The organism is Streptomyces sp. NPDC000594 (genome assembly GCF_040299965.1).
GTDB lineage: Bacteria > Actinomycetota > Actinomycetes > Streptomycetales > Streptomycetaceae > Streptomyces.
Window position 1 is genome coordinate 119188 of sequence record NZ_JBEPCY010000008.1, and the last position, 26241, is coordinate 145428.

A 26241-nucleotide genomic window follows, 5' to 3' on the forward strand; every position below is an offset into this window, starting at 1 on the left:
AGGTTCCGGGGCCCGTGCGGGAGGCTCATGGCCGGTACGGAGGCCTCAGGGCGGTCCGTACGGCCGTCGCCGTCAGCTCTTCACAGCCTTCTCCGACGCGTCCGGCTTCCCGGCATCAGCGGTCTTCCCGGAGCCGGTGGTCTTCTCGGAACTGGCTGCCTTCTTGGAGGTACCGGCCTTGGACGTGCCGGCCTCGGCAGCGTCGGCCTTCGCCCCGTCCGCAGCCGGAGCAGTACCGGAGCCGTCGCCCGCGCCCGGACGCTCCGGCTCCACGATCTCCTCCCGGCCCGGCCGCAGCCGCGCCGAGACCACGATGTAGACCACCGCGAGGACGAAGACCAGGATCGAGGTCCAGACATTGAGCCGCAGCCCGAGCACCTCATGGGCCTCGTCGACCCGCATGTACTCGATCCAGCCCCGGCCCGCGCAGTAGGCGGCGACATAGAGCGCGAAGGCACGGCCGTGCCCGAGCCGGAAACGGCGGTCGGCCCAGATCACCAGCAGCGCGACCCCGATGCACCACAGCGACTCGTACAGGAAGGTCGGGTGGTAGAGCCCGGCCTCGCGGTTGAGGCCCTCGCTGATCTCCAGCGCCCAGGGCAGGTCGGTCGGCTTGCCGTACAGCTCCTGGTTGAACCAGTTGCCCCAGCGGCCGATGGCCTGGGCGATGGCGATACCGGGCGCCACGGCGTCCGCCCACGCGGGGAGCGGGATGCCCCGCCTGCGGCAGCCGATCCAGGCACCGAGGGCACCGAAGGCGATGGCCCCCCAGATACCGAGGCCGCCCTCCCAGATCTTGAGGGCGTCGACCCAGTTCTCACCCTCGCTGAAGTACAGCTGGTAGTCGGTGATCACGTGGTAGAGCCGGCCGCCGACCAGGCCGAAGGGCACCGCCCAGACGGCGATGTCGGCCACGGTGCCGGCCTTGCCGCCACGGGCGACCCACCGCTTGTTGCCGTACCAGACGGCTACGAAGACACCGATGATGATGCAGAACGCGTAGCCGCGCAGCGGAAGTGGTCCGAGATGGAGCACTCCGGTCGACGGGCTCGGAATGTAGGCAATATCCATGGCACCTCGACGCTACCGTGCCACACGGCGGACGGGACAACCCGCCCGCGCAACGTATGGGTAACGGGCCCGCCGCGCGGCCAGGCCGCTACGGCGTCCCCGGACCTCCCTGAGGTGCCGGAACGGCCGGGGGAACGGCCGGGGGGACCGCCTCGGGAGCCCCCGCGCCGGCGGGCTCCGACGGGGGCTGGGCGGACTGCGGCGGGGCGGCCGAGGAGGCCGCGGTCGCGCCCCCGGCCTGCGGGGCGGCGGGCGAGGTGGGCGCACCGGAGGCGGGCGGTGCCTGCGCCGGTGAACCGGAGGGCGGCGCCGGGGTACGGGTCCCCGGCTTCTTGTCCTTGTTGGCCTCGGCCACCCACTTCTTCAGGTTGGCCACCGAGATCTGCTCCCCGCCCTTGTCCGGGAAGATCGACTCTCCGTTGAGCAGGACCGTCGGGGTGCCCCGGAAACCGCCCTCGGAGAACGCCTTGTTGGACGCGGCGACCCAGGAGTCATGGGTGCCGTCCTCCACACAGCTGCGGAACGTGCTGGTGTTCAGCCCCGGCACCTTGTCCGCCAGCTCGATCAGCCGGCTGTTCTTCCCGAAGGCGTCGTCCGGCTCCGGCGGCTGGTTCTGGAAGAGGACATCGTGGTACGCGTCGAACTTCCCGGCGTCCTGGGCGCAGGCCGCGGCGTTGGCGGCGCGCAGCGATCCGCTGCCGCCCATGTTCCCGTCGATGATCGTGGCGAGGTGGTACTCCACCTTGATGGCGCCGCTCTTCTCCAGGTCATGGATGGTGTCCCGGAAGATGTTCTCGAACTGGGCGCAGACCGGGCAGCGGAAGTCCTCCCAGACGGTGAGGGTGGACGGGGCGTCCTGCGCGCCCACCGGGATCGCCAGCCGGGTCGCGCCCCGGGCGCCCGCCGGGGGCACCACACGGCCGGAGCGCGAGCCGCCCTCGTCGGAGGAGTCGGTGTTCGCCGCGATCACGCCGACGACGGCGGCGAGTCCGAGGATCACCACCACCGCCGATGAGACGATCACCACTCTGCGGCGGCGCTCCCGGGTCTTCTCGCGCTCGCGCTCCCGCTCGATGCGCTCCCGGGCGGACGGCCGGGGGGCCGCGCCGCCGGTGCCGTGGTCGTTCCTGTCGTTGCTCTCGTTCACATCCCGCAAACGAACCGGGGAGGCACCTGCGCGCCTCCCCGGTCGCACTTCCACCCGTACGAGTGATCAGGGGGTGATCCCGTACGAAAGGGGCGTGTCAGTCGTTGGCGCGCCCCCGGCGCACTCCCTGGGCCAGCTCGGCGGCGAGCCCGCGCACGGCGGTGATGCCCGCCGCGGTGTCGGGGGCGTCCAGGATCCGCTTGACGAAGGCGGAGCCGACGATCACTCCATCGGCGAAGGAGGCGACCTCGGCCGCCTGCTCCGTGTTGGAGACGCCGAGGCCCACGCAGACCGGCAGATCGGTGGTGCTCCGGGTGCGCTGCACCAGGTCCTGGGCCTGGGTGCCGACGCTCTCGCGGGTGCCGGTGACCCCCATCAGCGAGGCGGCGTAGACAAAGCCGGAACCCGCCTCGGCGATGGTGCCGATCCGCTCGGTACGGCTGCTGGGCGCGACCACGAAGACGGTGGCGAGACCGTGCTTCGCCGCGTGCTCCCGCCAGGTCGCGGACTCCTCGACCGGCAGGTCCGGCAGGATGCAGCCGGCGCCGCCCGCCTCGGCCAGCTCGGTGGTGAACCGCTCGACACCGTACCGGTCGATGGGGTTCCAGTACGTCATGACCAGCACCGGCTTCCCGGTGGCGGCGAACGCCTCCCGGACCGTGCGCAGCACATCGGCGATCCGTACCCCGCCGCGCAGGGCGATGTCGTCGGCGGTCTGGATGACCGGCCCGTCGAGGACCGGGTCGCTGTGCGGCAGACCCACCTCGACCACGTCCGCGCCGCCGTCCAGGACCGCGGTGACCGCCGCGATCCCGTCGTCGACCGTGGGGAACCCGGCCGGGAGATAGGCGATGAGTGCCGCCCGGTCCTCGGCCTTCGCCGCGGCGAGCGTGTCGTTCAGCAGTGCCAGATTCCCGCTCACTGGGCGTTCTCCCCCTCGTACAGCCCGAAGTAGCGGGCGGCGGTGTCCATGTCCTTGTCGCCACGTCCGGACAGATTGACGAGGATCAGCCCCTCGCTGCCCAGTTCCCGGCCGACCTCCAGCGCTCCGGCGAGGGCGTGCGCCGACTCGATCGCCGGGATGATGCCCTCGGTACGGGAGAGCAGCCGCAGCGCGCTCATGGCGTCGTCGTCGGTGACCGCGCGGTACTCGGCCCGCCCGGAGTCCTTGAGGTACGAGTGCTCCGGGCCGATGCCCGGGTAGTCGAGCCCGGCGGAGATCGAGTACGGCTCGGTGATCTGGCCCTCGTCGTCCTGGAGGACATAGGACCGCGAACCGTGCAGAATGCCCGGCTCGCCCGCGGTCAGGGTGGCCGCGTGCTCCCCGGAGGCGATGCCGTGCCCGCCCGGTTCACAGCCGATGAGCCGCACGGAGGCGTCCGGGATGAAGGCGTGGAAGAGCCCGATGGCGTTGGAGCCGCCGCCGACACAGGCGAGCGCCGCGTCGGGGAGCCGGCCCGCCCGCTCCAGGATCTGGCGGCGCGCCTCCACCCCGATCACCCGGTGGAAGTCGCGCACCATGGCCGGGAAGGGGTGGGGCCCCGCGACGGTGCCGAAGAGGTAGTGGGTGTGGTCGACATTGGCGACCCAGTCGCGGAACGCCTCGTTGATGGCGTCCTTGAGGGTGCGGCTGCCGGACTTCACCGGGACGACCTCGGCGCCGAGCATCCGCATCCGGGCGACGTTCAGCGCCTGCCGCTGGGTGTCGACCTCGCCCATGTAGATGGTGCAGTCCAGGCCGAAGAGGGCGCAGGCGGTGGCGGTGGCGACGCCGTGCTGGCCGGCGCCGGTCTCGGCGATCACCCGGGTCTTGCCCATGCGCCGGGTGAGCAGCGCCTGGCCCAGCACGTTGTTGATCTTGTGTGATCCGGTGTGGTTGAGATCCTCCCGCTTGAGGAAGATCCGGGCCATGCCCGCGTGCTCGGCGAACCGGGGCACCTCGGTCAGGGCGCTGGGCCGGCCGGTGTAGTTGACCAGCAGATCGGTCAGCTCGGCGGTGAAGGCCGGATCGGCCTTGGCCTTCTCGTACTCGACGGCGACCTCGTCGACCGCGGCGACCAGCGCCTCGGGGATGAACTTGCCGCCGTAGTCACCGAAGTAGCCCGCGGCGCTGGGCACCGCGCCCTCGGGGTCCGGGATGAAGAAATCGGTGGACATCCGGTGCACTCCTCACAGGGGCCCACGGCCCCTGACGTTCCGATGGATACGAGGACGGAGGGCGCACACGCCGACGCCGCTCCCCGCCGTGGGTCCGCTCCGTCCCGCGCCCGCCCGCCGGACCCGGCCGGGGGCACAGGGGTGCGCCCGGCCGTCCGGAGGGCGAACGGAGAGGAAGGTTCAGCGGCGGCGGGAAGGCTCCGGCCGCGGGCCGCACCCCGGGTCACCGTGCGGATACGCCCGTACACGACTGCGGTGTACGGCCGTACCCGGGTGGGCGGGGACGGTCACGCGGCACACGGGCGGGGCGGGCCGGAAAGGATCCGGCCGGGCCTCAGCGGTGCGCGGAGCCGGGCCGCCATCGCATGCCGTTGACCTGGCCGGGCTCCGAGCCGATCACATAGCGGACCCGCCGCCCGTGGACCCGCCGTGCGGGCGCGCGGCAGCCGCGGGGGCGGCAGCCACGGGCCAGGCGCGCGTACGCGGCCCCGGGGGCGGGGCGCGGACGACGGCGGGCGGCGGCGGTGGTCATGGCAGGGGTCAGCCCCGCCCGTGGCGGAGCGCCGGGTGGGCTCCGGCGGCGACCAGATCGGCCACGGCGGCCCGGGGGTCACGCCCGGTGACCAGGGACTCCCCGACCAGGACGGCGTCGGCGCCCGCATTGGCGTAGGCGATCAGATCATGGGGGCCGCGCACCCCGGACTCGGCGACCTTGACGATCCCGGCGGGGATGTCGTCGGCGACCCGCTCGAAGGTGCCCCGGTCCACTTCCAGCGTCTTGAGGTTACGGGCGTTGACGCCGATGACCCGGGCGCCCGCGTCCACGGCGCGCTCGATCTCCTCCTCGTCGTGCACCTCGACCAGCGGGGTCAGCCCGATCGACTCGGCGCGCTCGATCAGCGAGACCAGGGCCTCCTGCTCCAGCGCGGCGACGATCAGCAGCGCGAGGTCGGCACCGTGGGCACGGGCCTCCCAGAGCTGGTAGGCGGTGACGATGAAGTCCTTGCGCAGGACGGGGATGTCGACCCGGGCGCGCACGGCCTCCAGGTCGGCGAGGGAGCCGCCGAAGCGGCGCTGCTCCGTGAGGACGGAGATGACGGCCGCGCCGCCCGCCTCGTAGTCGGCGGCGAGCCCGGCGGGGTCCGCGATGGCGGCGAGCGCGCCCTTGGAGGGGCTGGAGCGCTTCACCTCGCAGATGACCTGAACGCCTTCGCCGCGGAGCGCGGCGGCGCCGTCCCGGGCGGCGGGGGCCTTGGCGGCGCGCTCCTTGAGCTCGTCGAGGCTGACACGCGCCTGCCGTTCCGCGAGGTCGGCGCGGACGCCTTCGATGATCTCGTCGAGCACACTCACCCGAGCGGCCCCCTTTCGGCACGTTTGGTGTTCGGATCCCTGCCCCTCGATGGTATCCGGACCGGCCTGTGCGCTGCGCATCAGGCCGGTCGGCGTCCCACTGGGTGGGACACCGCGGGAGCACGGCGGCGGCGGGTCGCGGACCGGCGGAAATCCCGCGCACCGGCGTGCGCGGGCCCGCTCAGGGGGCGAGCGCCGCGCCGAAGGGAAGATTGCGGATCACCGCGAAGATCAGCAGTACTCCGCCGAGCGACCACCACCACAGCGGCGCGGGGGTGCGCAGCGGGGGCCGGGCGCGGGCGGCGCGGACCAGCCAGAGGACCCAGACGACGGCGAGGACCGCGTACGCGACGACGGCCAGGGCGTTGGCGCCGAGGGCGGCGGGGAGGTCGCCGTGGACGACGGCGTGGGCGCTGCGCAGCCCTCCGCACCCCGGGCAGTAGAGGCCGGTGAGGTTCAGCAGCGGGCAGACGGGGTAGTGGCCGGGCTCGTTCGGGTCGACCGCGCCCACATAGGCGAAGGCCCCGGCCGCCGCGGCGGCGACGGCGAGCGGGGCGACGATCCGCCGGGCGGCGCGGGGCGCTCCGGCGGCGACGGGAGGAGGCATGGCGTCCACTCCGTGATTGTCCCCGATCACCCGGGTGACCCGGATGATCCCGGGGCCCCGGAGCGGCGCGGAGAGCGCGAAGAGGCGCGGCCCGGTGTGCGGGGCCGCGCCTCGGGTCCGGGCCCCGTCGCTACGGGGCCGGGGGCGTTCAGGAACGCGAGGCGAGGGCTTCCTGGTGGCGCAGCCGGGCGGCCTCGGTGGCCTTCTCGCGGGCCTCCAGCTGCTCGGCGGTCCGCTTCGGCATCCCCATGCCGGCCATGCGCATGGCCAGGCCGACGGCGCCGCCGAGGAAGACGACCGCGATGCCGCCCCAGAAGCCCAGGGGGTTGGCGGCGACCATGAAGACGCCGGCGATGCAGAAGCCGACGAAGGAGATGACGACGCCGGTCCAGGCGGCCGGGGTGTGTCCGTGGGCGGTGGCCGACATGAGTTGCTCCTCGCTGACGATGCTCTGCTGGTGCTCGTGGTGGGGCGGGCGTGGGTCGCACCGCGTCCCGGGGGTGAGCCAGGGGCTCTTGACCATTGTTCCGTACGGGGTGGACCCGCACGCGCGCGGGGCGCCCTCCGGGCGGGTTGCGGCACACCCCGGGGCCCCGGCCCCGGCCACACCGACCCGCCCCGCGCCCCGGCCGGAAAGCCTCACCGCAGGCCCGCCGGCCCGCCGGCCCCGACACGGCTCCCCGGCGCCCACCCACAGCCCGGCCCCGCCGACTCCAGCCCGGACCCACCAGGCGCCGGCCCGGAGCCTCCCCGAACCCCCGGGAGCCCGACACGGGCCCCCAGGCCCGCCAGGACCCGGCGTGGCGCCTCCCCAGGCCCACCAGAGACCCAGCGTGGGGCCGCCCCGGACCCGCTGGAGCCGGCACGGGCCGCCAGGCCCGCCAGGGCCAAGCATGGCCGGGGACCTAGCGTGGGGCCTCCCGGACCCGCTGGGGCAGGCACGGGATCTCCCGGACCCTCAAGGGCCGATCAATGGAGCCTGCCCGGACCCGCCGGAGACCCAGCCTGGGGCCTCCCCGGACCCGGGCCGGCACCCGATCCCCCCAGACCCCCAGAGGGCCCAGCACGGGGCCTCCCCAGGCCCCCCCCAGGGCCCAGGGGAAGGTCCGCGAGCCGGAGGCCCCCGTACCCGCCCGGCAGGGCGTTACGTGTCGGTGGGGTCCTCGCCGCGGTCCAGGGCCTTCCAGAGGTCCTCGGGGCGGTCCGGGTCGGTGGTGGCCGGGGTGCGGGCGGAGCGGGGCGAGCCGTCGCGTTCGTAGCGGCCGGACATCGCGGGCCAGGAGGAGCCGTGGCGGAGCGCGAGCACCCCGGCGAGCAGCAGCAGGACCGCGCCCGCCACGCTCACATAGGGCCACGCCGTATGGCTCAGTCCGGAGAGGACGACGGCCGAGTCGCCGGTGGTCCGGATGGCCTTGTCGCTCAGCGCGTCGTCCGCCGTACCGGCGAGGTAGGACATGGTCCCCGCCGCCGCGCCGGAGAGGACGAGCAGTGCGGAGACCAGGATCCGGCCGACGCCCCGGACGGCGAAGACGGCGACGAGCGCGGCGAGGGAGACCACGGCGAGGGCGGTGGGCAGGCCGGTGACCTCGCCGCCGTCGGCCGTCACGGGCAGGGCGCCGCCGACGACGGCGGCGTTCCCCTCGGCCCAGGTCCGGCCGGAGCTGAGCAGGACGACACCGGCGCCCGCGGCGCCGAGCACCAGCGCCGCCACAAGACTGCGGCGGGCGGTGTTCGCGGCCGTGGCCGCGGCCTCGGCGGAGGTGGCACGGGGCTGGGGTACGGGTACGGCACTCACGTACCCCACTATCCCCTACGCCCGTCCGGGCCCGTCAGCCGGTCGGCTCCCGGTGGCCCAGCCGGTTGGCCGTATGGACCGCGCGGAGCACCGCCGCGGCCTTGTTCCGGCACTCGGTGTCCTCGGCCACCGGGTCGGAGTCCGCCACCACACCCGCTCCGGCCTGCACAAACGCCGTTCCGTCGCGGAGCAGTGCGGTACGGATGGCAATGGCGGTGTCGGTGTTGCCCGCGAAGTCGAGATAGCCGACACAGCCGCCGTACAGCCCGCGCCGGGAGGGCTCCAGCTCATCGATGATCTGCATCGCGCGCGGCTTGGGCGCCCCCGAGAGGGTGCCCGCCGGGAAGCAGGCGGTGAGGACGTCGAAGGCGGTCCGCCCGGTGGCGACCCGGCCGGTGACGGTGGAGACGATGTGCATCACATGGGAGTAGCGCTCGATGGACATGAAGTCGACCACCTCGACGCTGCCGGGCTCGCAGACCCGGCCGAGGTCGTTGCGGCCGAGGTCGACCAGCATCAGATGCTCGGCGCGCTCCTTGGGGTCGGCGAGGAGTTCCTCGCCGAGCGCCTGGTCCTCCTGCGGGGTCGCGCCGCGCGGGCGGGTCCCGGCGATGGGGTGGACCATGGCGTGTCCGTCCTCCACCTTGACCAGCGCCTCGGGGCTGGAGCCGACGACATCGAAGCCGTCGAGGCGGAAGAGGTACATGTACGGGCTGGGGTTGGTGGCCCGCAGCACCCGGTACACATCCAGGGCGCTCGCGGTGCAGACGGTCTCGAACCGCTGCGAGGGCACCACCTGGAACGCCTCGCCGGCCCGGATCCGCTCCTTGATGTCCTCCACGGCCTCCTGGTACCGCTCGCCGCCCCACTGGGCGGAGAAGTCGGGCAGCTCGGAGGGGGGCAGCGCGGTCGGCTCCGAGACCAGCGGGCGGCGCAGATCGGCCTCCATGGCGTCGAGGCGGGCGACCGCGTCCGTGTACGCCTCGTCGATCCCGGTGTCGAGGTCGTTGTGGTTGATCGCGTTGGCGATCAGGAGCACGGTGCCGTCCCAGTGGTCGAGCACCGCGAGGTCGGAGGTGAGCAGCATGGTCAGCTCGGGGAGCCGCAGATCGTCGCGGTCGCCGGGGCCGATCTTCTCCAGCCGGCGGACGATGTCGTAGCCGAGGTAGCCGACCATGCCGCCGGTGAAGGGCGGCAGGCCCGGCAGATCGGGGTCGTCGGCGGGGTGGGCGGGGGTGTGGAGCGTCTCCACCGTGGCCCGGAGCGCGGCGAGCGGGTCGCCGTCGACGGGAACCCCGACGGGCGGGGTGCCGTGCCAGTGGGCCCGGCCGTCCCGCTCGGTGAGGGTGGCGGCGCTGCGCACGCCGACGAAGGAGTACCGGGACCAGGACCGGCCGTTCTCGGCGGACTCCAGCAGGAAGGTGCCGGGGCGTTCGGCGGCGAGCTTGCGGTAGAGCGCGACCGGGGTGTCCCCGTCGGCCAGCAGCCGGCGGCTGACGGGGATGACACGCCGGTCGGCGGCGAGCTTGCGGAAGGTCTCCAGTTCCATGGCGTGACCCTACTGGCCGAGCGGGAGAAGGCCCGCGTCGAAGCAGGTGCGGTCGCCGGTGTGACAGGCGGCGCCCTCCTGGTCGACCCGGACCAGGACGGTGTCGGCGTCGCAGTCGAGGGCGACCGACCTCACCCGCTGGACATGGCCGGAGGTGTCGCCCTTGACCCAGTACTCCTGGCGGCTGCGGGACCAGTAGGTGGCACGCCCGGTGGTGAGGGTGCGGTGCAGCGCCTCGTCGTCCATCCACCCCAGCATCAGCACCTCACCGGTGTCGTACTGCTGGGCCACGGCGGGGAAGAGGCCGTCGGCGCCACGCTTGAGGCGGGCGGCGATCTCGGGGTCCAGGCCGCTGGGGGGTACGGGGGCGCTCGCGGGGGCACTGCTGCTCATGCCGCCCATTGTGCCGCGCCCGTGCGCCCGGCGGGCGGGCGCGTCCACTGGGCGGACCGTGGTGGGCGGCCGTAGGCTGGGCCCATGTCGACCCATGCCAAGCGTGAACGGCTTCTGCTCGCGGATCTGTTGGAGGCGTCCGGGCCGGACGCGCCCACGCTCTGCGAGGGCTGGACGGCTCGTGATCTCGCGGCCCATGTGGTCGTGCGGGAGCGCCGCACGGACGCGGCGGCCGGGATTGTCGTCGGGGCGCTGCGGGGCCGGCTGGAGCGGATCCAGTCGGAGTTCGCGGCGAAGCCCTTCGAGGAGCTGATCCAGCTGATCCGCACCGGGCCGCCGAGGCTCTCCCCGTACGCGCTGAAGCAGGTGGACGAGGCGGCGAACACGGTGGAGTTCTTCGTCCACGCCGAGGATGTGCGCCGGGCCCAGCCGGACTGGACCGCGCGGCCGCTGGACCGGGTCTTCGAGGACGCGCTCTGGGCGCGGCTGGAGAAGGGTGCGCGGCTGCTGGGGCGGAAGTCCCCGGTGGGTCTGGTGCTGCGGCGGCCGGACGGTCAGACGGCGGTGGCGCGCAAGGGGACGCCGGTGGTGACGGTGACGGGTGAGCCGAGCGAGCTGACGCTCTTCGCCTTCGGGCGGCAGGGCGCGGCGCAGGTGGATCTGTCGGGTGACAAGGAGGCGGTGGAGCGGGTGCGCACCGCCCGGCTGGGTATCGCGCTCTGAGCGGTCCCGGGCGCCGCCCCTGAGCGGTACGCACCGGGGTGTTCCCGGCCCCGGGCGGGGCCGGGAACACCCCGGCCTCGGCTCACCAGGCGATCGGCAGCTCCTTGACCCCCCGCATCAGCATGCCCTTGACCCAGGGCAGCTCCTTCTCGTCGGCGGTGAGCGTCAGATCGGGACAGCGCTCCAGCAGGCTGCGGAAGGCGATCCTGGCCTCCAGCCGGGCCAGCGGTGCCCCCAGGCAGTGGTGGATGCCGTGGCCGAAGGCCATATGGCCCCGGGCGTCACGGCGGACGTCGAAGGTCTCCGGCCGGTCGAAGCGGGCCGGGTCACGGCCGGCGTCCCCCTGGACGATCAGCGCGGCCGACCCCTTGGGTATGGTCACCCCGCCCAGCTCCACATCCTCCAGGACCAGCCGGATGGTGCTGGTCTCCACGGGTCCGTCGTAGCGCAGCATCTCCTCGACGGCCCCTTCGAACAGCTCGGGGTCCTCGCGCACCGCGGCGAGCTGCTCCGGGTGGTCGTGCAGGGCCCGCAGGCCGTTGCCGATGAGGTTGACGGTGGTCTCATGGCCGGCGATCAGGAGCAGCGCGCACATCCCGATCAGCTCCGGGGGCGAGAGCCGGTCGCCGCCCTCGTCCACGGTGTGGATGAGGCCGCTGAGGAGGTCCTCGCCGGGGGCGGCCCGTTTCGCCTCGATCAGTTTCAGGAGATAGGCGCCCATCTGCTCATAGGCGTCCTTCTCGGCGGAGGTGTCGACCGGTGAGACGATCTGGTTGGACCAGGCGCGGAAGGCGTTCCGGTCCAGTTCGGGCACGCCCAGCAGCTCGCAGATGACGGCCATGGGCAGCGGGAAGGCGAAGGACGCGATCAGATCGGCCCGGTGGTCCTCCCGGGCGAGCATGGTGTCCAGCAGCTCGTCGGTGATCTCCTGGATGCGGGGGGCCAGCCCCTCGATCCGCCGGGTGGTGAACTCCCGGCTGACCAGCCGCCGCAGCCGGGTGTGGTCCGGCGGGTCCATCATCAGCATGTGCTGGAGGGCGGGGGCGGCCGGGTCGATCTCCATGATCTCGGTGATCTGGTCGGACTTCAGCCAGTCCCTGCTGAAGCGGGGATCGGTGTAGGCGGTGCGGCAGGCCTCATGGCCGAGGACGAGATACAGCTCCACCCCCCTCGGCACCCGCACATGGTGGACGGGCCCCTCGGCGCGGAGCGCCGCGTACACGGGGTAGGGGTCGCGTTCGAAGTCGGGGCTGAGCTGTAACAGATCGGCGATGGGCCGGGCCGCCATGCGGGTCTCCCTGATCAGGATCATGAGTCGAACACACGTTTACCCTGATTCGGGGTCCCGAGAACGCCACTTCTCGGACAGTTCGTCCATCGAGAACGGCCCGCCGACGGCCGGTGCCGCGGCGGGCCGTAAAAGACCCAAAGGATCCCCCGGGGGGCTAGGTCGTGTCTTCAAAGTCCCGTCTGCCGGCCGTGCCCTGGCACGCACACTCGCGATGTTGTCGTCGGTCGCCGATGCTCCGCATGGACTCCCTCCTCCGCCTTGCGATTGCACGCACCAGACCCCGCCCGGCACGCCCTCCGGGCGAACGACGCTACTTTGAAGACACTCCCTAGCGGACCGGGTGGCCCGCCTCCCGGAGAGCGTCCTTGACCTGCGCGATCCGCAGATCGCCGAAGTGGAAGACGGAGGCCGCCAGGACCGCGTCGGCGCCCGCCTCGATCGCCGGCGGGAAGTCCTCCGTCCGGCCCGCGCCACCACTGGCGATCACCGGGACGCCGACATGCCGGCGGACCGCCCGGATCATCTCGATGTCATAGCCGCCCTTGGTGCCGTCGGCGTCCATCGAGTTCAGCAGGATCTCGCCCGCGCCCAGCTCGGCGGCGCGGTGCGCCCACTCCACGGCGTCGAGGCCGGTGCCCCGGCGACCGCCGTGGGTGGTCACCTCGAAGGAGCCGGAGGGGGTGCGCCGGGCGTCCACCGAGAGCACCAGCACCTGACGGCCGAAACGCTCCGCGATCTCCTGGATCAGCTCCGGACGGGCGATGGCGGCGGTGTTCACGCCCACCTTGTCGGCGCCCGCGCGCAGCAGCCGGTCCACGTCCTCGGCGGAGCGCACCCCGCCGCCCACGGTCAGCGGGATGAAGACCTGCTCGGCGGTGCGGCGCACCACGTCATAGGTGGTCTCGCGGTCACCGGAGGAGGCGGTGATGTCGAGGAAGGTCAGCTCGTCGGCGCCCTCCGCGTCGTACACCTTGGCCATCTCGACCGGGTCACCGGCGTCCCGGAGGTTCTGGAAGTTGACCCCCTTGACGACCCGGCCGTTGTCGACGTCGAGACAGGGGATGACCCGGACCGCGAGGGTTTCGCTCACTGGGCGACCACCGCCAGCGCCTCCTCCAGGGTGAACGCCTTGGCGTAGAGCGCCTTGCCGACGATGGCGCCCTCCACGCCCTGGGGCACCAGCGAGGCGATGGCCCGCAGATCGTCCAGGGAGGCGACCCCGCCGGAGGCGACCACCGGCTTGTCGGTACGGGAGCACACCTCGGCCAGCAGCTCCAGATTGGGGCCCTGGAGGGTGCCGTCCTTGGCGATGTCGGTGACGACATAGCGGGCGCAGCCCTCGGCGTCGAGCCGGGCCAGCGTCTCGTAGAGGTCGCCGCCGTCACGGGTCCAGCCCCGGCCGCGCAGGGTGGTGCCGCGGACGTCGAGGCCGACGGCGATCCGGTCGCCGTGCTCGGCGATGACCTTGGCGACCCACTCGGGGGTCTCCAGGGCGGCGGTGCCCAGATTGACCCGGGTGCAGCCGGTGGCCAGCGCGGCGGCGAGCGAGGCGTCGTCCCGGATGCCGCCCGACAGCTCGACCTTGATCTCCATCGTGCGGGTGACCTCGGCGATCAGCTCCCGGTTGTCCCCGGTGCCGAAGGCGGCGTCCAGGTCCACCAGGTGCAGCCACTCGGCACCCGCGCGCTGCCAGGCGAGGGCGGCGTCGAGCGGGGAGCCGTAGGAGGTCTCCGTACCGGACTCGCCGTGGACGAGACGGACGGCCTGACCGTCGCGGACATCGACGGCGGGGAGGAGTTCGAGCTTGCTCACAGTGTTCCGATCCAGTTGGTCAGCAGCTGGGCACCGGCGTCGCCGGACTTCTCGGGGTGGAACTGGGTCGCCCACAGCGCCCGGTTCTCCACAGCGGCGACAAAGCGCTCACCATGGGTGGCCCAGGTGACCCGGGGGGCGCGGATGGCCGGATTGGTGACCTCCAGCTCCCAGTCGTGCACCGCGTAGGAGTGCACGAAGTAGAAGCGGGCGTCGGCGTCGAGCCCGGCGAACAGCTCGCTGTCGGCCGGGGTCTCGACGGTGTTCCAGCCCATATGGGGAACGACGGGGGCCTTCAGCGGGCCGACGGTGCCGGGCCACTCGTCCAGCCCCTCGGTCTCGACGCCGTGCTCGATGCCCCGGGCGAAGAGGATCTGCATCCCGACGCAGATGCCCATCACCGGGCGGCCGCCGGAGAGCCGGCGGCCGATGATCCAGTCGCCCCGGGCGGCCCGCAACCCGTCCATGCAGGCGGAGAAGGCGCCGACGCCGGGGACGAGCAGTCCGTCGGCGTTCATGGCGGTGTCGAAGTCGCGCGTTATCTCCACCTCGGCGCCGACCCGGGCCAGGGCCCGCTCGGCGGAGCGGATGTTGCCGAATCCGTAGTCGAAGACGACGACCTTTTTGCGTCCCCCGCTCATGCCCACACCTCCAGCCGCATCACTCCGGCGAGCAGGCACATCGCCGCGCCGAAGGCGAGCAGGCCGATCACCCCGCGCGGCAGCTTCTGCTTCGCGAAGGAGTAGACACCGCCGAGGAGGAAGAGCCCCACGACGATGAGGGTGGTCGAGAGGCCGTTCACAACACCGTTCCGTTCACTGTGCCACTGTCTGTCACTGCCGCTGCCCGTGTGTCCGTCACAGGGCCCCCTTGGTGGAGGGGAGGATGCCCTCGGCCCGCGGGTCGCGCTCGCTGGCGTAGCGCAGGGCCCGCGCGAGCGCCTTGAACTGGCACTCCACGATGTGGTGGGCGTTGCGCCCGTACGGGACGTGGATGTGCAGCGCGATCTGGGCCTGGGCCACGAAGGACTCGAAGATGTGCCGGGTCATCGTGGTGTCGTACGTACCGATCATCGGCGCCATGTTCTCGGGCTCGGTGTGCACGAGATAGGGGCGCCCGGAGAGGTCCACCGTCACCTGGGCCAGCGACTCGTCCAGCGGGACGGTGCAGTTGCCGAAGCGGTAGATGCCGACCTTGTCGCCGAGTGCCTGCCTGAAGGCGGCGCCCAGCGCGAGCGCGGTGTCCTCGATGGTGTGGTGGGTGTCGATGTGCAGATCGCCCTCGGTCTTCACCGTGAGGTCGAAGAGACCGTGCCGCCCGAGCTGGTCGAGCATGTGGTCGTAGAAGCCGACCCCGGTCGACACCTCGACCCGGCCGGTGCCGTCGAGGTCGATCTCGACGAGGACGGATGTCTCCTTGGTGGTGCGCTCCACCCTGCCCACGCGGCTCATGCGTTCTGCTCCTTCTTCAGCTCACGGACCGCGTCGAGGAACGCGTCGTTCTCGGCGGGGGTGCCCGCGGTCACCCGCAGCCACCCGGGTACGCCGTTGTCACGGACGAGGACGCCCCGGTCGAGGATGCTCTGCCAGGCGTCGTGGGTGTCGGCGAAGCGGCCGAACTGGACGAAATTGGCGTCCGAGTCGGTCACCTCGTACCCGATGGCACGCAGCTCGGCGACGAGCCGGTCCCGCTCGGCCTTGAGCTGTTCGACGTACCCCAGCAGCGTATCGGTGTGCTCCAGCGCGGCGAGCGCGGTGGCCTGGGTGACCGCGGAGAGGTGGTACGGCAGCCTGACCAGCTGGACGGCGTCGACCACGGCGGGGTGGGCGGCGAGATAGCCGAGGCGCAGCCCCGCGGCGCCGAACGCCTTGGACATGGTGCGGGAGATCACCAGCTCGGGTCGGCCCTCGATCAGGGAGAGCAGCGAGGGCCGGTGGCTGAACTCCACATAGGCCTCGTCCACGACCACCAGCGAGGGCTTGGCCGCCTGGGCCGCCTCGTACAGGGCGAGCACGGTGCCGGCGTCGACGGCGGTGCCGGTGGGGTTGTTGGGCGAGGTGATGAAGACGACATCGGGGCGGTGCTCGGCGATGGCGTTCCGGGCGGCGTCGAGGTCGACGGTGAAGTCGTCGTCGCGCGGTCCGGAGATCCATTCGGTGCCGGTGCCCCGGGAGATCAGTGCGTGCATCGAGTACGAGGGCTCGAAGCCGATCGCGCGGCGGCCGGGGCCGCCGAAGGTCTGGAGCAGCTGCTGGATGATCTCGTTGGAGCCGTTGGCGGCCCAGACGTTCTCCCGGGCGACCGGGTGGCCGGTGGTGCGGGTGAGGTACCCGGCGAGCGCGGTGCGCAGCTCGACCGCGTCCCGGTCGGGGTAGCGGTTGAGGCCGCGCGCGGCCTCCCGTACCCGCTCGGTGATCCGCTCCACCAGGGCTTCCGGCAGGGGGTAGGGGTTCTCATTGGTGTTCAGCTGGACGGGTACGTCGAGCTGGGGGGCGCCGTACGGGGACTTGCCGCGCAGCTCCTCACGGATGGGCAGATCGCCGATCCGGATTCCGCCCCGGTCGGGGGTATCGCTCACTTGCCGGGCACCTTCCGCTCGCTCACTTCCCGGGCACCTTCCACTCGAACCGCGCCTTCATGGCCGCGCCGTGCGCGGGCAGGTCCTCCGCCTCCGCCAGGGTCACCACATGGTGGGTGACCTCGGCCAGAGCGTCGCGGGAGTAGTCCACGACATGGATGCCGCGCAGGAAGGACTGGACCGAGAGCCCGGAGGAGTGGCAGGCGCAGCCGCCGGTGGGCAGGACATGGTTGGACCCGGCGCAGTAGTCGCCGAGGGAGACCGGCGACCAGGGGCCGACGAAGATCGCTCCGGCGTTGCGCACCCGGGCGGCGACGGCGGAGGCGTTCTCGGTCTGGATCTCCAGGTGCTCGGCGCCATAGGCGTCGACCACCCGCAGGCCGTCCTCGACCGAGTCCACCAGGACGATCGCGGACTGCTTGCCGGTGAGGGCGGGCACGATCCGGTCGTCGGCGTGCCGGGCGGCGGCGACCTGCGGTTTCAGCTCCCGCTCGACGGCCTCGGCCAGCTCGGCGGAGTCGGTGACCAGCACGGCGGCGGCCATCGGGTCGTGCTCGGCCTGGCTGATCAGGTCGGCGGCGACATGGACCGGGTCGGCGCTCGCGTCGGCGAGGACCGCGATCTCGGTCGGGCCGGCCTCGGTGTCGATGCCGATCTTCCCGGTGAAGTAGCGCTTGGCTGCGGCGACCCAGATATTGCCGGGCCCGGTGACCATATTGGCGGGGACGCACTCCTCGGTGCCGTACGCGAACATCGCCACGGCCTGGGCGCCGCCCACCGCGTACACCTCGTCCACGCCGAGCAGGGCACAGGCGGCGAGGATGGTGGGGTGGGGCAGCCCGCCGTGGTCGCGCTGGGGCGGGGAGGCGAGGGCGATCGACTCGACACCGGCCTCCTGGGCCGGGACCGCGTTCATGATCACGGAGGAGGGGTAGACGGAGCGCCCGCCCGGGGCGTACAGCCCCACGCGCTCCACCGGCACCCACTTCTCGGTCACGGTGCCGCCGGGGACCACCTGGGTGGTGTGCTCGCTGCGGCGCTGGGCGCGGTGGACGATCCTGGCGCGCCGGATGGACTCCTCCAGCGCGGCCCTGACCTCGGGGTCCAGCTCCGCCAGGGCCTTCGTCAGGGCCTCGGCGGGCACCCGGGTGCGCGCCAGCCGTACGCCGTCGAATTTCTCCGCGTAGTCGATCAGTGCCGCCGTGCCACGATGATGGACGTCCTCGCAGATGGGCCGCACCTTCTCCAGGGCGGCCGTGACATCGAAGTCGGCACGGGGCAGCAGGGCGCGCAGCGCGGCCCCCTCGGGGAGGGCGTCGCCGCGCAGATCGATTCGGGAGATCACGGGGTCAATTCTCGCAGACCCGATCCGGGTGCTGTCGTCCGTATCACTGGCTGATACACGCCGCGGGACGCTGCGGGACCTTGATGACCATTAGCGTTCAGCGGGTCACCCAGGGGGAAGAACGCCAGCGAGGGATCGCGCGTACGCAGCGCGACCGGTCGATGACACCGAGGAGCGGAGGAGCGGCCTTGACAGAGCCGCTGGACGAGGTGCTGGACGACGAGGGGCCGCCGGACGGGCTGACCTCGACCGAGCAGCGGATGTGGAACGCGTTCCGGAACGGGAGCACCTACGATCTCAGCGATCCCGACCCCCTGCTCAACGATCCCTTCTCGCCGCGCCCCTGGGGCCCGGAGCGCAGTGTGCGGGCCTCCGTCGTCGCCCGGCTGCTGCTGAGCGGGCCGTCCCCGCAGCCGGGCCGGGTCAGCGCGTTCAAGCTGCGCGGCGGGCAGATCACCGGCACCCTCAAGCTGGCGGGCGGCAGCGTCTCGCCCTATGTGGAGCTGTACAACTGCCGTTTCGAGAACGAGGTGTGGTTCCCGGAGGCGCACTTCACCACGGTCCGGATGGTCGGCTGTGCCATCCCGCGGATCGAGGCGGCCCGGGTGCGCACGGAGGGCGATCTCCATCTGCCCCGCTGCCGGGTGGAGCACGGGATACGGCTGACGGACGCGCAGATCGGCACCGATCTGCTGATCAACCAGATCCATGTACGGCCGGACCGCCGGGGCCGGGCGATCACCGCCGACGGGCTCTCGGTGGCGCAGGACCTCCAGGCGGAGCTGATCGAGACCTATGGGGAGGTGAGTCTGCGGGGCGCCAAGGTCGGGGTGTCGCTGAGCCTGCGCGGCAGCCGGCTGCGGGCGGCGGGCCAGCGCCGGGCGCTGAACGCCCCGCAGCTCACCGTCGAGCGCACGCTCTATATGACCGGCGCCTGGGTGAGCGAGATCACCGGCAATCAGAACGCCACCCCGCCGTTCGGCATCCCGGTCGGCCCGGCGGGCCGCAACAGCAGGCTTCAGCCCTTCGAGTGCTACGGCGGGGTGCGGCTGGACGACGGCCGGTTCGGGGACGCGGTCGATCTGCACCGGGCGCGGTTCGTCCTGAGCCAGGGCGAGGAGCTGTCGCTGCGCCGGATCGTCAGCCCCGAGCTGCGCTTCAACGCCCAGCGCCCGGAGGAGGGACGGGTGGTGCTCAACGGCGCCAAGGTGGTGACCCTGGTCGACCAGGCCGCCAGCTGGCCGGGGCCCGGGGGGCTCGCCATGGGCGGTTTCGTGTACGAGAACCTGGTGCCGTACGAGGAGTTCCCGCTCTCCCGGCGGCTGGAGTGGGTGGCCTCGGCGACCCCCGAGTACTCGCCCGAGCCCTATGAGCGGCTCGCGACGGTGCTCCGCAACAGCGGGGAGGACGCGGACGCCCGTGAGGTGCTGCTGGCCAAGCAGCGCCGCCGCCGGGAGACGCTGCCGCTGGCGGCGAAGCTCTGGGGGTATCTCCAGGACTGGACGGTGGCGTACGGCTACCGGCCGGGCCGGGCCGCGCTCTGGATGGCGGTGGTGTGGGCGGCGGGGGCGCTGGCGTTCGCGCAGATCGAACCGGACCCCATCAAGAAGGACGAGCATCCGCAGTGGAACGCGGCGCTGTACGCGCTGGATCTGCTGATCCCGGTGATCAACCTCGGCCAGGACGGGCACTGGAAGCTGCTGGGCGGCTGGCAGTGGGTGGCGGCGGTGCTGGTGATGCTGGGCTGGATCCTGGCGACGACGGTGGCGGCGGGGGCCTCCCGGCTGCTCAGCCGGGGGTAGCTGCCCCGGGCACGCGGGACGGCCCGCACCGCGGGGGGACAGGGCGGGTCTCCTCGGGTCCGCCCCTTTCTTTACCGTCTCTTGATCTGCGTCAGGACAACCCTCGACGCCGCCACCAAAGCTTCACAGCTCCCCTCTGGCGCCGCCCCCACCTGCGCCTTTCAATGGTCCGCACCATGTCATTGCTTCGAGCACTGCTGCGCGCCTCGCGCGTGATCCGCCATGCGCCCCGGCTGGCCGACGGTCTGACTCCGGATGACGCGGTTCTGCTCGACGCGCCCGACGGACGGATCGGCCCGGCCCTGGTGGCGGCGGCGCTCGGGGAGTACGGACCCGCCGCCAAACTGCTGGCGACCACCCGGGAGGCGGCCGAGTGGGAGAACCGCGACCGCTATGTCATGCGGCTGGCGTACTTCGCCCACTCGCGCGGGGAGTGGCTCTCCTCCTGGCTGGCGGCGGCCCCCCGGGACCCGGACGCGCTCACCGTCAAGGCGGAGCTGGCCGTCCGCCGGGCCTGGGACTCCCCCGCGCGGGCCGAGCGGCTGCGGGAGATCGGCCCGCTGATCGACGCGGCGGCCCAGGCCACCCCCGGTGACCCGGTGCCCTGGCGGATCGCGCTGGACCACGCCCGCGGCACCCACGCCGGGCACACCGACTTCGAGTCGCTGTGGGAACAGGCCGTACGCCGCTCCCCCCACCACTACGGCTGCCATGTGGCCGCACTGCGCTATCTCTCCGCGCAGTGGTACGGCTCGCACCGCGAGTGCTTCGACTTCGCCGAGCAGGCGGCGGTGGACGCCCTGCCCGGCTCCCTCGTCCAGGCGCTGCCGGTGCGCGCCGCCTTCGCGCGGATGGAGGCGTGCGCCCCGCCCACCGGGGAGCCGCACGGGGCCGTGGGCCTGGAGGACGAGCGGACCGACGCGGCGGCGGACCGGGCCATCGCGCTCTCGGCGACCTACCCGGTGGGGGACCCCTGGCCCGCCGAGGTCCGCAATCTGACCGCCTGTGTCCTGGTGCGGCAGGGCCGCTGGGCGGAGGCGCTGGAACAGTTCCGGCTGATCGGCCCCTGCGCGACCTCGTTCCCGTGGAACCGGCTCTCCGGCGATCCGCTCGGCCAGTTCCTGGAGACCCGCGGCTGGGTACGCGTCCAGGTGGCCTCGGCAACGCCGCTGCGCGGCAGGGCACCGGGCGGCCGGGGCTCCGCCCCCTGATCCACCCCGATCCCCCGGACAGGGCCTAGTCTTGTCCGTCGTGACCTCCGCACGGCTGCCCCTCTTCCCACTGAACTCGGTTCTCTTCCCGGGTCTCGTCCTGCCACTCAATGTCTTCGAGGAGCGGTATCGCGCCATGATGCGCGCGCTGCTGGCCCAGGACGCCTCCGAGCCACGGCTCTTCGCGGTCGTCGCCATCCGCGACGGCCAGGAGGTCGCGCCGACCCTGCCCGGCCTCCCCGACCCGACGGCACTGCCCGAGCGCGGTGCGGCGGCGGGCTTCGGCGACGATCCGATGAAGGTCTTCCACCCCGTCGGCTGTGTCGCCGACGCAGCCACCGTCCGGGAGCGCGAGGACGGCGGCTTCGAGGTGATCGCGACCGGGACCACCCGGGTCCGGCTGCTCTCCGTGGACACCGGCGGCCCCTATCTCACCGCCGAGCTGGAGGAGATCCCGGAGGAGCCGGGCCAGGACGCGGGCGCCCTCGCCGAGGGGGTGCTGCGGGCCTTCCGCAGCTACCAGAAGCGGCTCGCCGGGGCCCGCGAGCGGACCCTGACCACCGGCGCCGAGGTGCCCGACGACCCCTCGGTCATCTCCTATCTGGTCGCCTCGGCGGCCGTCCTGGACGTACCCGCCAAACAGCGTCTGCTGGAGGCGTCCGACACGGCGACCCGGCTCCGCGAGGAGCTGCGGCTGCTGCGGACCGAGACCGCGGTGCTCAAGCACCTCCCGTCGGTGCCGATGGTGCATCTGACCCAGACGCCGACCCATCCCAACTGAACCGGCACCGAGCCGGCGCCGAACCGACCCCGAACCGGCAGCGAAGCGATCAGGAGCCCGTGGAGTGGCGAAGAAGACGAGGAAGCAGGGCGGCACCCCGGCGACGGTGGCCCTGACGGCGGCGGGCACCGCGTACACCGTCCACGCCTATGACCACGACCCGGCCGCCGCCTCCTACGGCGGCGAGGCCGCCGAGGCCCTGGGCGTCTCCCCGGAGCGGGTCTTCAAGACCCTGGTCGCCGAGGTCGACGGCGAACTGACGGTGGCGGTCGTCCCGGTGGCGGGGCAGCTCGATCTGAAGGCCCTGGCGACGGCGGTGGGCGGAAAGCGGGCCGTCATGGCCGACCCCGCCGCGGCGGAGCGCACCACGGGGTATGTACGGGGCGGTATCTCCCCGCTGGGCCAGCGCAAGCGGCTGCGCACGGTGCTGGACGACTCCGCCACCGGCCATCCCACGATCTGTGTCTCCGCCGGCCGGCGGGGGCTGGAGGTGGAGCTGGCCCCGGACGACCTCGCGGAGCTGACGGGCGCGGTCCTGGCCCGGATCGGCCGGGGTTAGGGGCTTTCAAGCCCTCCGGGGCGGGTAGGGGTGCGCGGGGGCTCGACGGCGGCGCGGCGGTCGGATACGACGGTAGGAGACGGCCGGCGGACCACCGTCCGGCCGGGCCAGGGGAGGCGAACACCCAGTGTCCAAGCGCACCCGTAAACGCAAGTGGCGCACGCGCAAGGCCAACCACGGCAGGCGGCCCGCCTGACGGCCCGCCCCGCCCGGGTCCCGGAGGTGGTGCCGCACGGGACCCGGCCCGGGGCCGGTGGCTCAGCCGCCCTGCGGCGGCGGAGACGACTGCGGCGGGGGCGGCGGGGGTGACTGCGGCGCCCGTTCCGGCCACTCGGCCGGAGCGGGCGGCGGCACATACTCCGCCCAGGGCTCCGGATCGCGCGGACCGAAGGCGGCCGTCAGCCCGAGATGGGTGAGCATCGCCGCGAGCGGCCAGGCGATCAGCATCCCCTTGGCGGTGAGTTCCAGCGGCGCGTCGAAGACGACCCCCCGCCCCACCTGACGGGCGTGGGCGGCGACATCCTGCTCGGGCCCCAGGAAGACCCCGAGCCGCCAGGCGACCACCGAGCCCAGGATCCCGCCCAGCGCCAGCGCGGCCACCAGCACCACACCGCCATGACGGCGGAAGAGAAAGACCGCGGCGGCGGAGAGCACCCCGAAGCCCAGGGCCAGCAGGGCGAAGACGCCGTCCGCGCCCACCGCCTCCTCGCCCTCGGAGTTCCTCAGGAAGACCGCCTCACCGTCGGAGACCAGCGGCACCCGGGGGGCCAGCCAGAGCCAGAGCAGCCCCAGCGCCACCCCGGCCGCCGTGACGGCCAGCAGCACCAGCAGCCCGGTCCGTACCTCCGCGGCACCCTCCGCGCGCACGGCGCTCGGATCCTCGGGCGGCGGCACGGCCTGCCACGGATCGTGGTTCGGCGGGGGCGGTGTCAGCGGTGCGGTCACCCGGACATCGTGCCAGGCGGTCGCGGACCCCGCCTCACCGGACCGCCGCGCGCCGGTACGCCCAGGTGGCGACCGTCAGCGAGACCACGCCCACCGCCGCGCAGACCAGCAGGTCGATGCCGACCGCCGTCCAGTCGGGCCGGGCCTCGAACGTCCTGGCGAGGGCCTCGACACCATAGGTGGAGGGGAGGAGATCACGGGCGTACGAGATGGGCTCCGGCATCCGCGCCTCCGGGAGCACACCCAGCAGCAGCGCAGCCGACATGCCCAGCTGCCCCAGCAGGGTGGCCAGCTCCTGGCGGGGGGCCAGCAGCCCGAGGGCCGCGCCGAGGCCCGCCAGGGCCGCCCCCGCCAGCGGGATCACCGCCACCAGCACCCACAGATGGGTGAGGGGCAGCGAGAAGAGGAAACTGCCCACCACCGCCGTGACGACCGTGCCGGGCACCGTGAAGGAGGCATACGCCCCGGCCGCGCCCAGCACCACGGCGGCGGGCGGCACCGGCAGTGTGGCGTAGTGGTCGAGACCCCCGCTGGCACGGAGCTGTCCGAAGTACTGGGCCAGCAGATTGAGCGCGACGAACGCGACGACCAGGACGGCGGAGCCCGCCACCACGGCCCGTGCCTCGTCCCCGCCGTCGACCACCCCGCGCATCAGGACCATGATCCCGATCGACTGGAAGGTCGCCACGAACAGCAGCGGGATCCGGGCCACCCGGGCCCGGGACAGCTGGGCGCGGTAGACGGCGGCGAGCGCGGGCAGCAACTGGGCCACGGGCGCGAGCGGCGCCGCGGCGACCACCTCCACCGGCTCGGTCGTCTCCCTGCCGCGCGTCCGTCCGGACACCGCCTCCGCGGGCACGATGCTCACGCCTTGACCAGCCCTTTCATCGCGTTCCCCCCGAGCGCCAAATACACGTCCTCCAGACTGGGCGTCGCCAGCGTGAAGTCGTCGAGCGCGGAGAAGGCCGCGCCCCCCGTCACCGCGGCGACCGCCGCGCGCGCCGCGTCCGGCGCCAGTCTGAGCACCCAGCGGCGCCCGGACTCCTGGGCGATGTCCTGGAGCGCGGCCACCTCGGGCACCTCCAGCGGCGCCCTCTCACGCCACACCAGCTCCACCCGTACCTCGCCCGCGATCCGTTCCTTGAGCCCGCCGGGGGTGTCGCAGGCGATCACCCGGCCCCGCTCCAGTACGGCGACGCGGTCCAGCACCGTCTCGGCCTCGATCACATTGTGGGTGACCAGGACGACGGTGGTGCCGTGCTCGGCCCGCCGGCGGTCGACGGCGGCCCAGACGGCGCGCCGCGCGACCGGGTCCATCCCGGTGGTGGGCTCGTCCAGGACCAGCAGCGGGCGCCGTCCGACGAGGGTGGCGGCGAAGCAGGCGAGCCGGCGCTGTCCCCCGGAGAGCTTCTTCAGGGGGCGCTCGGCCAGCTCGGTCAGACCGAGTTCGCCGAGGACCCCGTCCCGCTCCGCGCGGGCGTCCCGCAGGGAGAGCCCGCGCAGCCGGCCGGTGGTCTCGGCGGCGAGCCCGACGGTCAGCTCGTCCAGGGCGGTGGACTCCTGCCCGAGATAGCCGATGAGCCGCGCGGCCCGCTCCGGATGACGTACGAGATCGTGGCCGAGGACCTCGACACCGCCCGCGTCGGGGCGCATCAGCCCGGTCAGCTGGCGTACCAGGGTCGACTTGCCGGCGCCATTGGGTCCGAGCAGGCCGAAGATCTCGCCGCCCCGGACCTCCAGGCTGACGCCGTCCGTCGCCCGGACCTCGGGGGTCGCCGGGACCCCTCGGCGCGCGCGCACGGCAGGGTAGGTCTTGACCAACCGCCGCACCGCACACACCGTACTCACGAGGTACGAGAGTACGGGGTCCCCGGGGCTACTCCCCCGCGGGGGCGTGTTCCGCGGCGGCCCGTACGTCGATCTCCCGCCAGAACCCCGCCCGGATGGCATAACGGTCGTGCTCGTCGATCTGGTCGTCCTTGTGGGCGAGGAGTCCGAACCGGGCCGCGTACCGGAGGAGTTCCCCGTCGATACGGTGCGGGATCCGCGGGTACAGGGTGGAGAGCTTCTGTGCGTGGGCACTCTCCGGCAGCCGCTCCATCCAGCGGCGGGCGAAGACCTGGCCGACCTCGAAGGGGTCGCCGCCGACGGTGGTGATGTCCTCCTCGCGGTCGGCCCAGCGCTGCTCGGCGCTGGTGAGCTGGGCGAGGGTGGGCAGGGACGCGGTCTCCGGCGGTTCGCCGAGCGGCCCGGCGCCGGGGCGCTCGATCCAGCCCTTGTCGGAGGACCAGCGCAGGGTCGCGGTCGCCGGGTGCTGCGGGGTCTGGCCGCCGGGGGCGCGGAGGCTCGCGAGGTCCTTGGGGGTGGGGACGCCCTTGGTGGCGGGCGCGGCGGGCTGCTCCCCCGCCGGGGCGGGCCGGGAGCCGTTGCGGGCCGGTTCGGGGGCGGTGGTCCGGGCGGCGGCGAGCGCCGCCTCGGGCAGCGGGGCGGAGAGGATGGCGGCGATCTCCGGCCGGGGCACCGGCTGGGGGGCGCAGACCCCGGTCAGCTCCTTGGCGCGGACGGCGGTGGTGATCCAGGCCCGGTCGAGGACCCGGCGCTCATCGGCCTCGGCGACCAGGTCCTCGGACTGGTTGTAGTCGCCGTCGGCGGCCTGGACGGCCCAGAGGTGGACGGCGACACCGTGTTCCTTGGCGGACATCAGACCGGGCAGCAGATCGCCGTCGCCGGTCACCAGCACCACATCGGAGCAGGCGCGGTTACGGGCCAGCTCGGTCAGTTCGGCGTGCATGGCGGCGTCCACGCCCTTCTGCGCCCAGCGGCCGTCGCTACGGGTCAGCGCGCCGAGGCGGACGGTCACCCGGGGCATCACCCGCAGCCGCCGGTGCTCGGGCTGGGGCACCCGGTCGGGCGCGCCGTCGAACCAGTAGATACGGAGCAGCGGACGTTCGGTGTCCTTCTCCGCCAGCTCGCGCAGGCCCTGGATGAGGGCGGTGTGGTCGACGGTGATCCGGGAACGCACCGGTTCCCCGGCCAGCAGGCTCGCGGCGGCGCCGAGCAGATAACCGGCGTCCACCAGCACAACGCAGCGGTCCACGCGCTCCACCCTCTTTCCGGTACTCGGT

At 73.1% G+C, this 26241-nt stretch carries 28 protein-coding genes; 5 read left to right on the plus strand and 23 right to left on the minus strand.

Annotated elements, in window-relative coordinates; genetic code table 11:
• Positions 1 to 72: 72 nt before the first annotated feature.
• The 11 genes from lgt to hisI form a co-directional block, all read right to left on the minus strand.
• Positions 73 to 1071, minus strand: coding sequence for a prolipoprotein diacylglyceryl transferase (lgt, locus tag ABT354_RS14600; RefSeq protein ID WP_351493367.1), 999 nt, complete (start codon positions 1069 to 1071; stop codon positions 73 to 75).
• An 88-nt stretch (positions 1072 to 1159) separates the two neighbouring features.
• Complete coding sequence (locus ABT354_RS14605) at positions 1160 to 2218, minus strand: DsbA family protein (protein ID WP_502983412.1); 1059 nt, start codon at positions 2216 to 2218, stop codon at positions 1160 to 1162.
• Between the two features lie 97 nt (positions 2219 to 2315).
• Positions 2316 to 3140, minus strand: a complete 825-nt coding sequence (trpA, locus tag ABT354_RS14610) for a tryptophan synthase subunit alpha (RefSeq protein WP_351493369.1) — start codon at positions 3138 to 3140, stop codon at positions 2316 to 2318.
• Positions 3137 to 4375 (minus strand): tryptophan synthase subunit beta, encoded by a 1239-nt coding sequence (gene trpB, locus ABT354_RS14615; protein WP_351493371.1) that lies wholly within the window; start codon positions 4373 to 4375, stop codon positions 3137 to 3139. The genes trpA and trpB overlap by 4 nt, the downstream gene beginning before the upstream one ends.
• 334 nt (positions 4376 to 4709) lie before the next feature.
• Complete coding sequence (gene trpM / locus ABT354_RS14620; protein ID WP_351493373.1) at positions 4710 to 4907, minus strand: tryptophan biosynthesis modulator TrpM; 198 nt, start codon at positions 4905 to 4907, stop codon at positions 4710 to 4712.
• 8 nt (positions 4908 to 4915) lie between these two features.
• Positions 4916 to 5725, minus strand: coding sequence for an indole-3-glycerol phosphate synthase TrpC (gene trpC / locus ABT354_RS14625; RefSeq protein WP_351493375.1), 810 nt, complete (start codon positions 5723 to 5725; stop codon positions 4916 to 4918).
• A 181-nt stretch (positions 5726 to 5906) separates the two neighbouring features.
• Positions 5907 to 6341 (minus strand): DUF2752 domain-containing protein, encoded by a 435-nt coding sequence (locus ABT354_RS14630; protein ID WP_502983413.1) that lies wholly within the window; start codon positions 6339 to 6341, stop codon positions 5907 to 5909.
• Between the two features lie 139 nt (positions 6342 to 6480).
• Positions 6481 to 6759 carry an HGxxPAAW family protein gene (locus ABT354_RS14635; protein WP_351493379.1) on the minus strand — a complete coding sequence of 93 codons (279 nt, stop codon included), beginning with the start codon at positions 6757 to 6759 and terminating at the stop codon, positions 6481 to 6483.
• A gap of 717 nt (positions 6760 to 7476) precedes the next feature.
• A complete protein-coding gene (locus ABT354_RS14640) occupies positions 7477 to 8136 on the minus strand; it encodes a TIGR02234 family membrane protein (protein WP_351493381.1) in 660 nt (219 codons plus the stop codon).
• A 25-nt stretch (positions 8137 to 8161) separates the two neighbouring features.
• A complete protein-coding gene (locus tag ABT354_RS14645; protein ID WP_351493384.1) occupies positions 8162 to 9676 on the minus strand; it encodes an anthranilate synthase component I in 1515 nt (504 codons plus the stop codon).
• Between the two features lie 9 nt (positions 9677 to 9685).
• Positions 9686 to 10069, minus strand: coding sequence for a phosphoribosyl-AMP cyclohydrolase (gene hisI, locus ABT354_RS14650; RefSeq protein ID WP_351493386.1), 384 nt, complete (start codon positions 10067 to 10069; stop codon positions 9686 to 9688).
• Between the two features lie 84 nt (positions 10070 to 10153).
• Between hisI and ABT354_RS14655 the strand changes: the two genes are divergently transcribed.
• The gene (locus tag ABT354_RS14655; RefSeq protein ID WP_351493388.1) at positions 10154 to 10792 is read left to right on the plus strand and encodes a TIGR03085 family metal-binding protein; all 639 of its coding nucleotides are present in this window, start codon (positions 10154 to 10156) and stop codon (positions 10790 to 10792) included.
• 82 nt (positions 10793 to 10874) lie between these two features.
• Here ABT354_RS14655 and ABT354_RS14660 read toward each other — a convergent pair whose 3' ends face one another.
• The 8 genes from ABT354_RS14660 to hisD all read right to left on the minus strand — a co-directional run bounded on the left by ABT354_RS14660 (position 10875) and on the right by hisD (position 17818).
• Positions 10875 to 12080, minus strand: a complete 1206-nt coding sequence (locus tag ABT354_RS14660; RefSeq protein ID WP_351493673.1) for a cytochrome P450 family protein — start codon at positions 12078 to 12080, stop codon at positions 10875 to 10877.
• Between the two features lie 331 nt (positions 12081 to 12411).
• A complete protein-coding gene (hisF, locus tag ABT354_RS14665) occupies positions 12412 to 13173 on the minus strand; it encodes an imidazole glycerol phosphate synthase subunit HisF (protein WP_351493390.1) in 762 nt (253 codons plus the stop codon).
• A complete protein-coding gene (priA, locus tag ABT354_RS14670) occupies positions 13170 to 13895 on the minus strand; it encodes a bifunctional 1-(5-phosphoribosyl)-5-((5-phosphoribosylamino)methylideneamino)imidazole-4-carboxamide isomerase/phosphoribosylanthranilate isomerase PriA (protein WP_351493392.1) in 726 nt (241 codons plus the stop codon). The genes hisF and priA overlap by 4 nt, the downstream gene beginning before the upstream one ends.
• Positions 13892 to 14536 (minus strand): imidazole glycerol phosphate synthase subunit HisH, encoded by a 645-nt coding sequence (hisH, locus tag ABT354_RS14675; RefSeq protein ID WP_351493395.1) that lies wholly within the window; start codon positions 14534 to 14536, stop codon positions 13892 to 13894. Before hisH ends, priA begins: the two co-directional genes overlap by 4 nt.
• Positions 14533 to 14697: a CG2302 family histidine operon protein gene (locus ABT354_RS14680; RefSeq protein ID WP_351493398.1), complete on the minus strand. Its 165-nt coding sequence runs from the start codon at positions 14695 to 14697 to the stop codon at positions 14533 to 14535. The genes hisH and ABT354_RS14680 overlap by 4 nt, the downstream gene beginning before the upstream one ends.
• Positions 14698 to 14752: 55 nt before the next feature.
• Entirely contained in the window at positions 14753 to 15346 is a 594-nt protein-coding gene (gene hisB, locus ABT354_RS14685) for an imidazoleglycerol-phosphate dehydratase HisB (RefSeq protein ID WP_351493400.1), read from the minus strand.
• Positions 15343 to 16473 (minus strand): histidinol-phosphate transaminase, encoded by a 1131-nt coding sequence (locus ABT354_RS14690; protein ID WP_351493402.1) that lies wholly within the window; start codon positions 16471 to 16473, stop codon positions 15343 to 15345. Before ABT354_RS14690 ends, hisB begins: the two co-directional genes overlap by 4 nt.
• Before the next feature lie 22 nt (positions 16474 to 16495).
• Complete coding sequence (gene hisD / locus ABT354_RS14695) at positions 16496 to 17818, minus strand: histidinol dehydrogenase (protein ID WP_351493404.1); 1323 nt, start codon at positions 17816 to 17818, stop codon at positions 16496 to 16498.
• Between the two features lie 260 nt (positions 17819 to 18078).
• Here hisD and ABT354_RS14700 point away from each other — a divergent pair, with 260 nt between their 5' ends.
• The 4 genes from ABT354_RS14700 (at position 18079) to ybaK (ending at position 22171) form a co-directional block, all read left to right on the plus strand.
• Positions 18079 to 19620: an oxidoreductase gene (locus tag ABT354_RS14700; RefSeq protein WP_351493675.1), complete on the plus strand. Its 1542-nt coding sequence runs from the start codon at positions 18079 to 18081 to the stop codon at positions 19618 to 19620.
• Positions 19621 to 19784: 164 nt separating this feature from the next.
• Positions 19785 to 20831, plus strand: a complete 1047-nt coding sequence (locus tag ABT354_RS14705; RefSeq protein ID WP_351493406.1) for a hypothetical protein — start codon at positions 19785 to 19787, stop codon at positions 20829 to 20831.
• Between the two features lie 40 nt (positions 20832 to 20871).
• Positions 20872 to 21612, plus strand: a complete 741-nt coding sequence (locus ABT354_RS14710) for an LON peptidase substrate-binding domain-containing protein (protein WP_351493408.1) — start codon at positions 20872 to 20874, stop codon at positions 21610 to 21612.
• Between the two features lie 64 nt (positions 21613 to 21676).
• Positions 21677 to 22171, plus strand: coding sequence for a Cys-tRNA(Pro) deacylase (gene ybaK / locus ABT354_RS14715; protein WP_351493410.1), 495 nt, complete (start codon positions 21677 to 21679; stop codon positions 22169 to 22171).
• A gap of 258 nt (positions 22172 to 22429) precedes the next feature.
• On the opposite strand, the gene ABT354_RS14720 is transcribed toward ybaK, so the two are convergent.
• The 4 genes from ABT354_RS14720 to ABT354_RS14735 are packed head-to-tail and all read right to left on the minus strand — an operon-like array spanning position 22430 to position 26222.
• Positions 22430 to 23116, minus strand: a complete 687-nt coding sequence (locus ABT354_RS14720) for a DUF2567 domain-containing protein (RefSeq protein ID WP_351493412.1) — start codon at positions 23114 to 23116, stop codon at positions 22430 to 22432.
• 34 nt (positions 23117 to 23150) lie between these two features.
• On the minus strand, positions 23151 to 23984 hold the full coding sequence (locus ABT354_RS14725; protein ID WP_351493414.1) for an ABC transporter permease: 834 nt from the start codon (positions 23982 to 23984) through the stop codon (positions 23151 to 23153).
• Positions 23981 to 24946 carry an ABC transporter ATP-binding protein gene (locus ABT354_RS14730; protein ID WP_351493415.1) on the minus strand — a complete coding sequence of 322 codons (966 nt, stop codon included), beginning with the start codon at positions 24944 to 24946 and terminating at the stop codon, positions 23981 to 23983. The genes ABT354_RS14725 and ABT354_RS14730 overlap by 4 nt, the downstream gene beginning before the upstream one ends.
• Before the next feature lie 46 nt (positions 24947 to 24992).
• Positions 24993 to 26222, minus strand: coding sequence for an NYN domain-containing protein (locus tag ABT354_RS14735; protein WP_351493417.1), 1230 nt, complete (start codon positions 26220 to 26222; stop codon positions 24993 to 24995).
• Positions 26223 to 26241 lie beyond the last annotated feature (19 nt).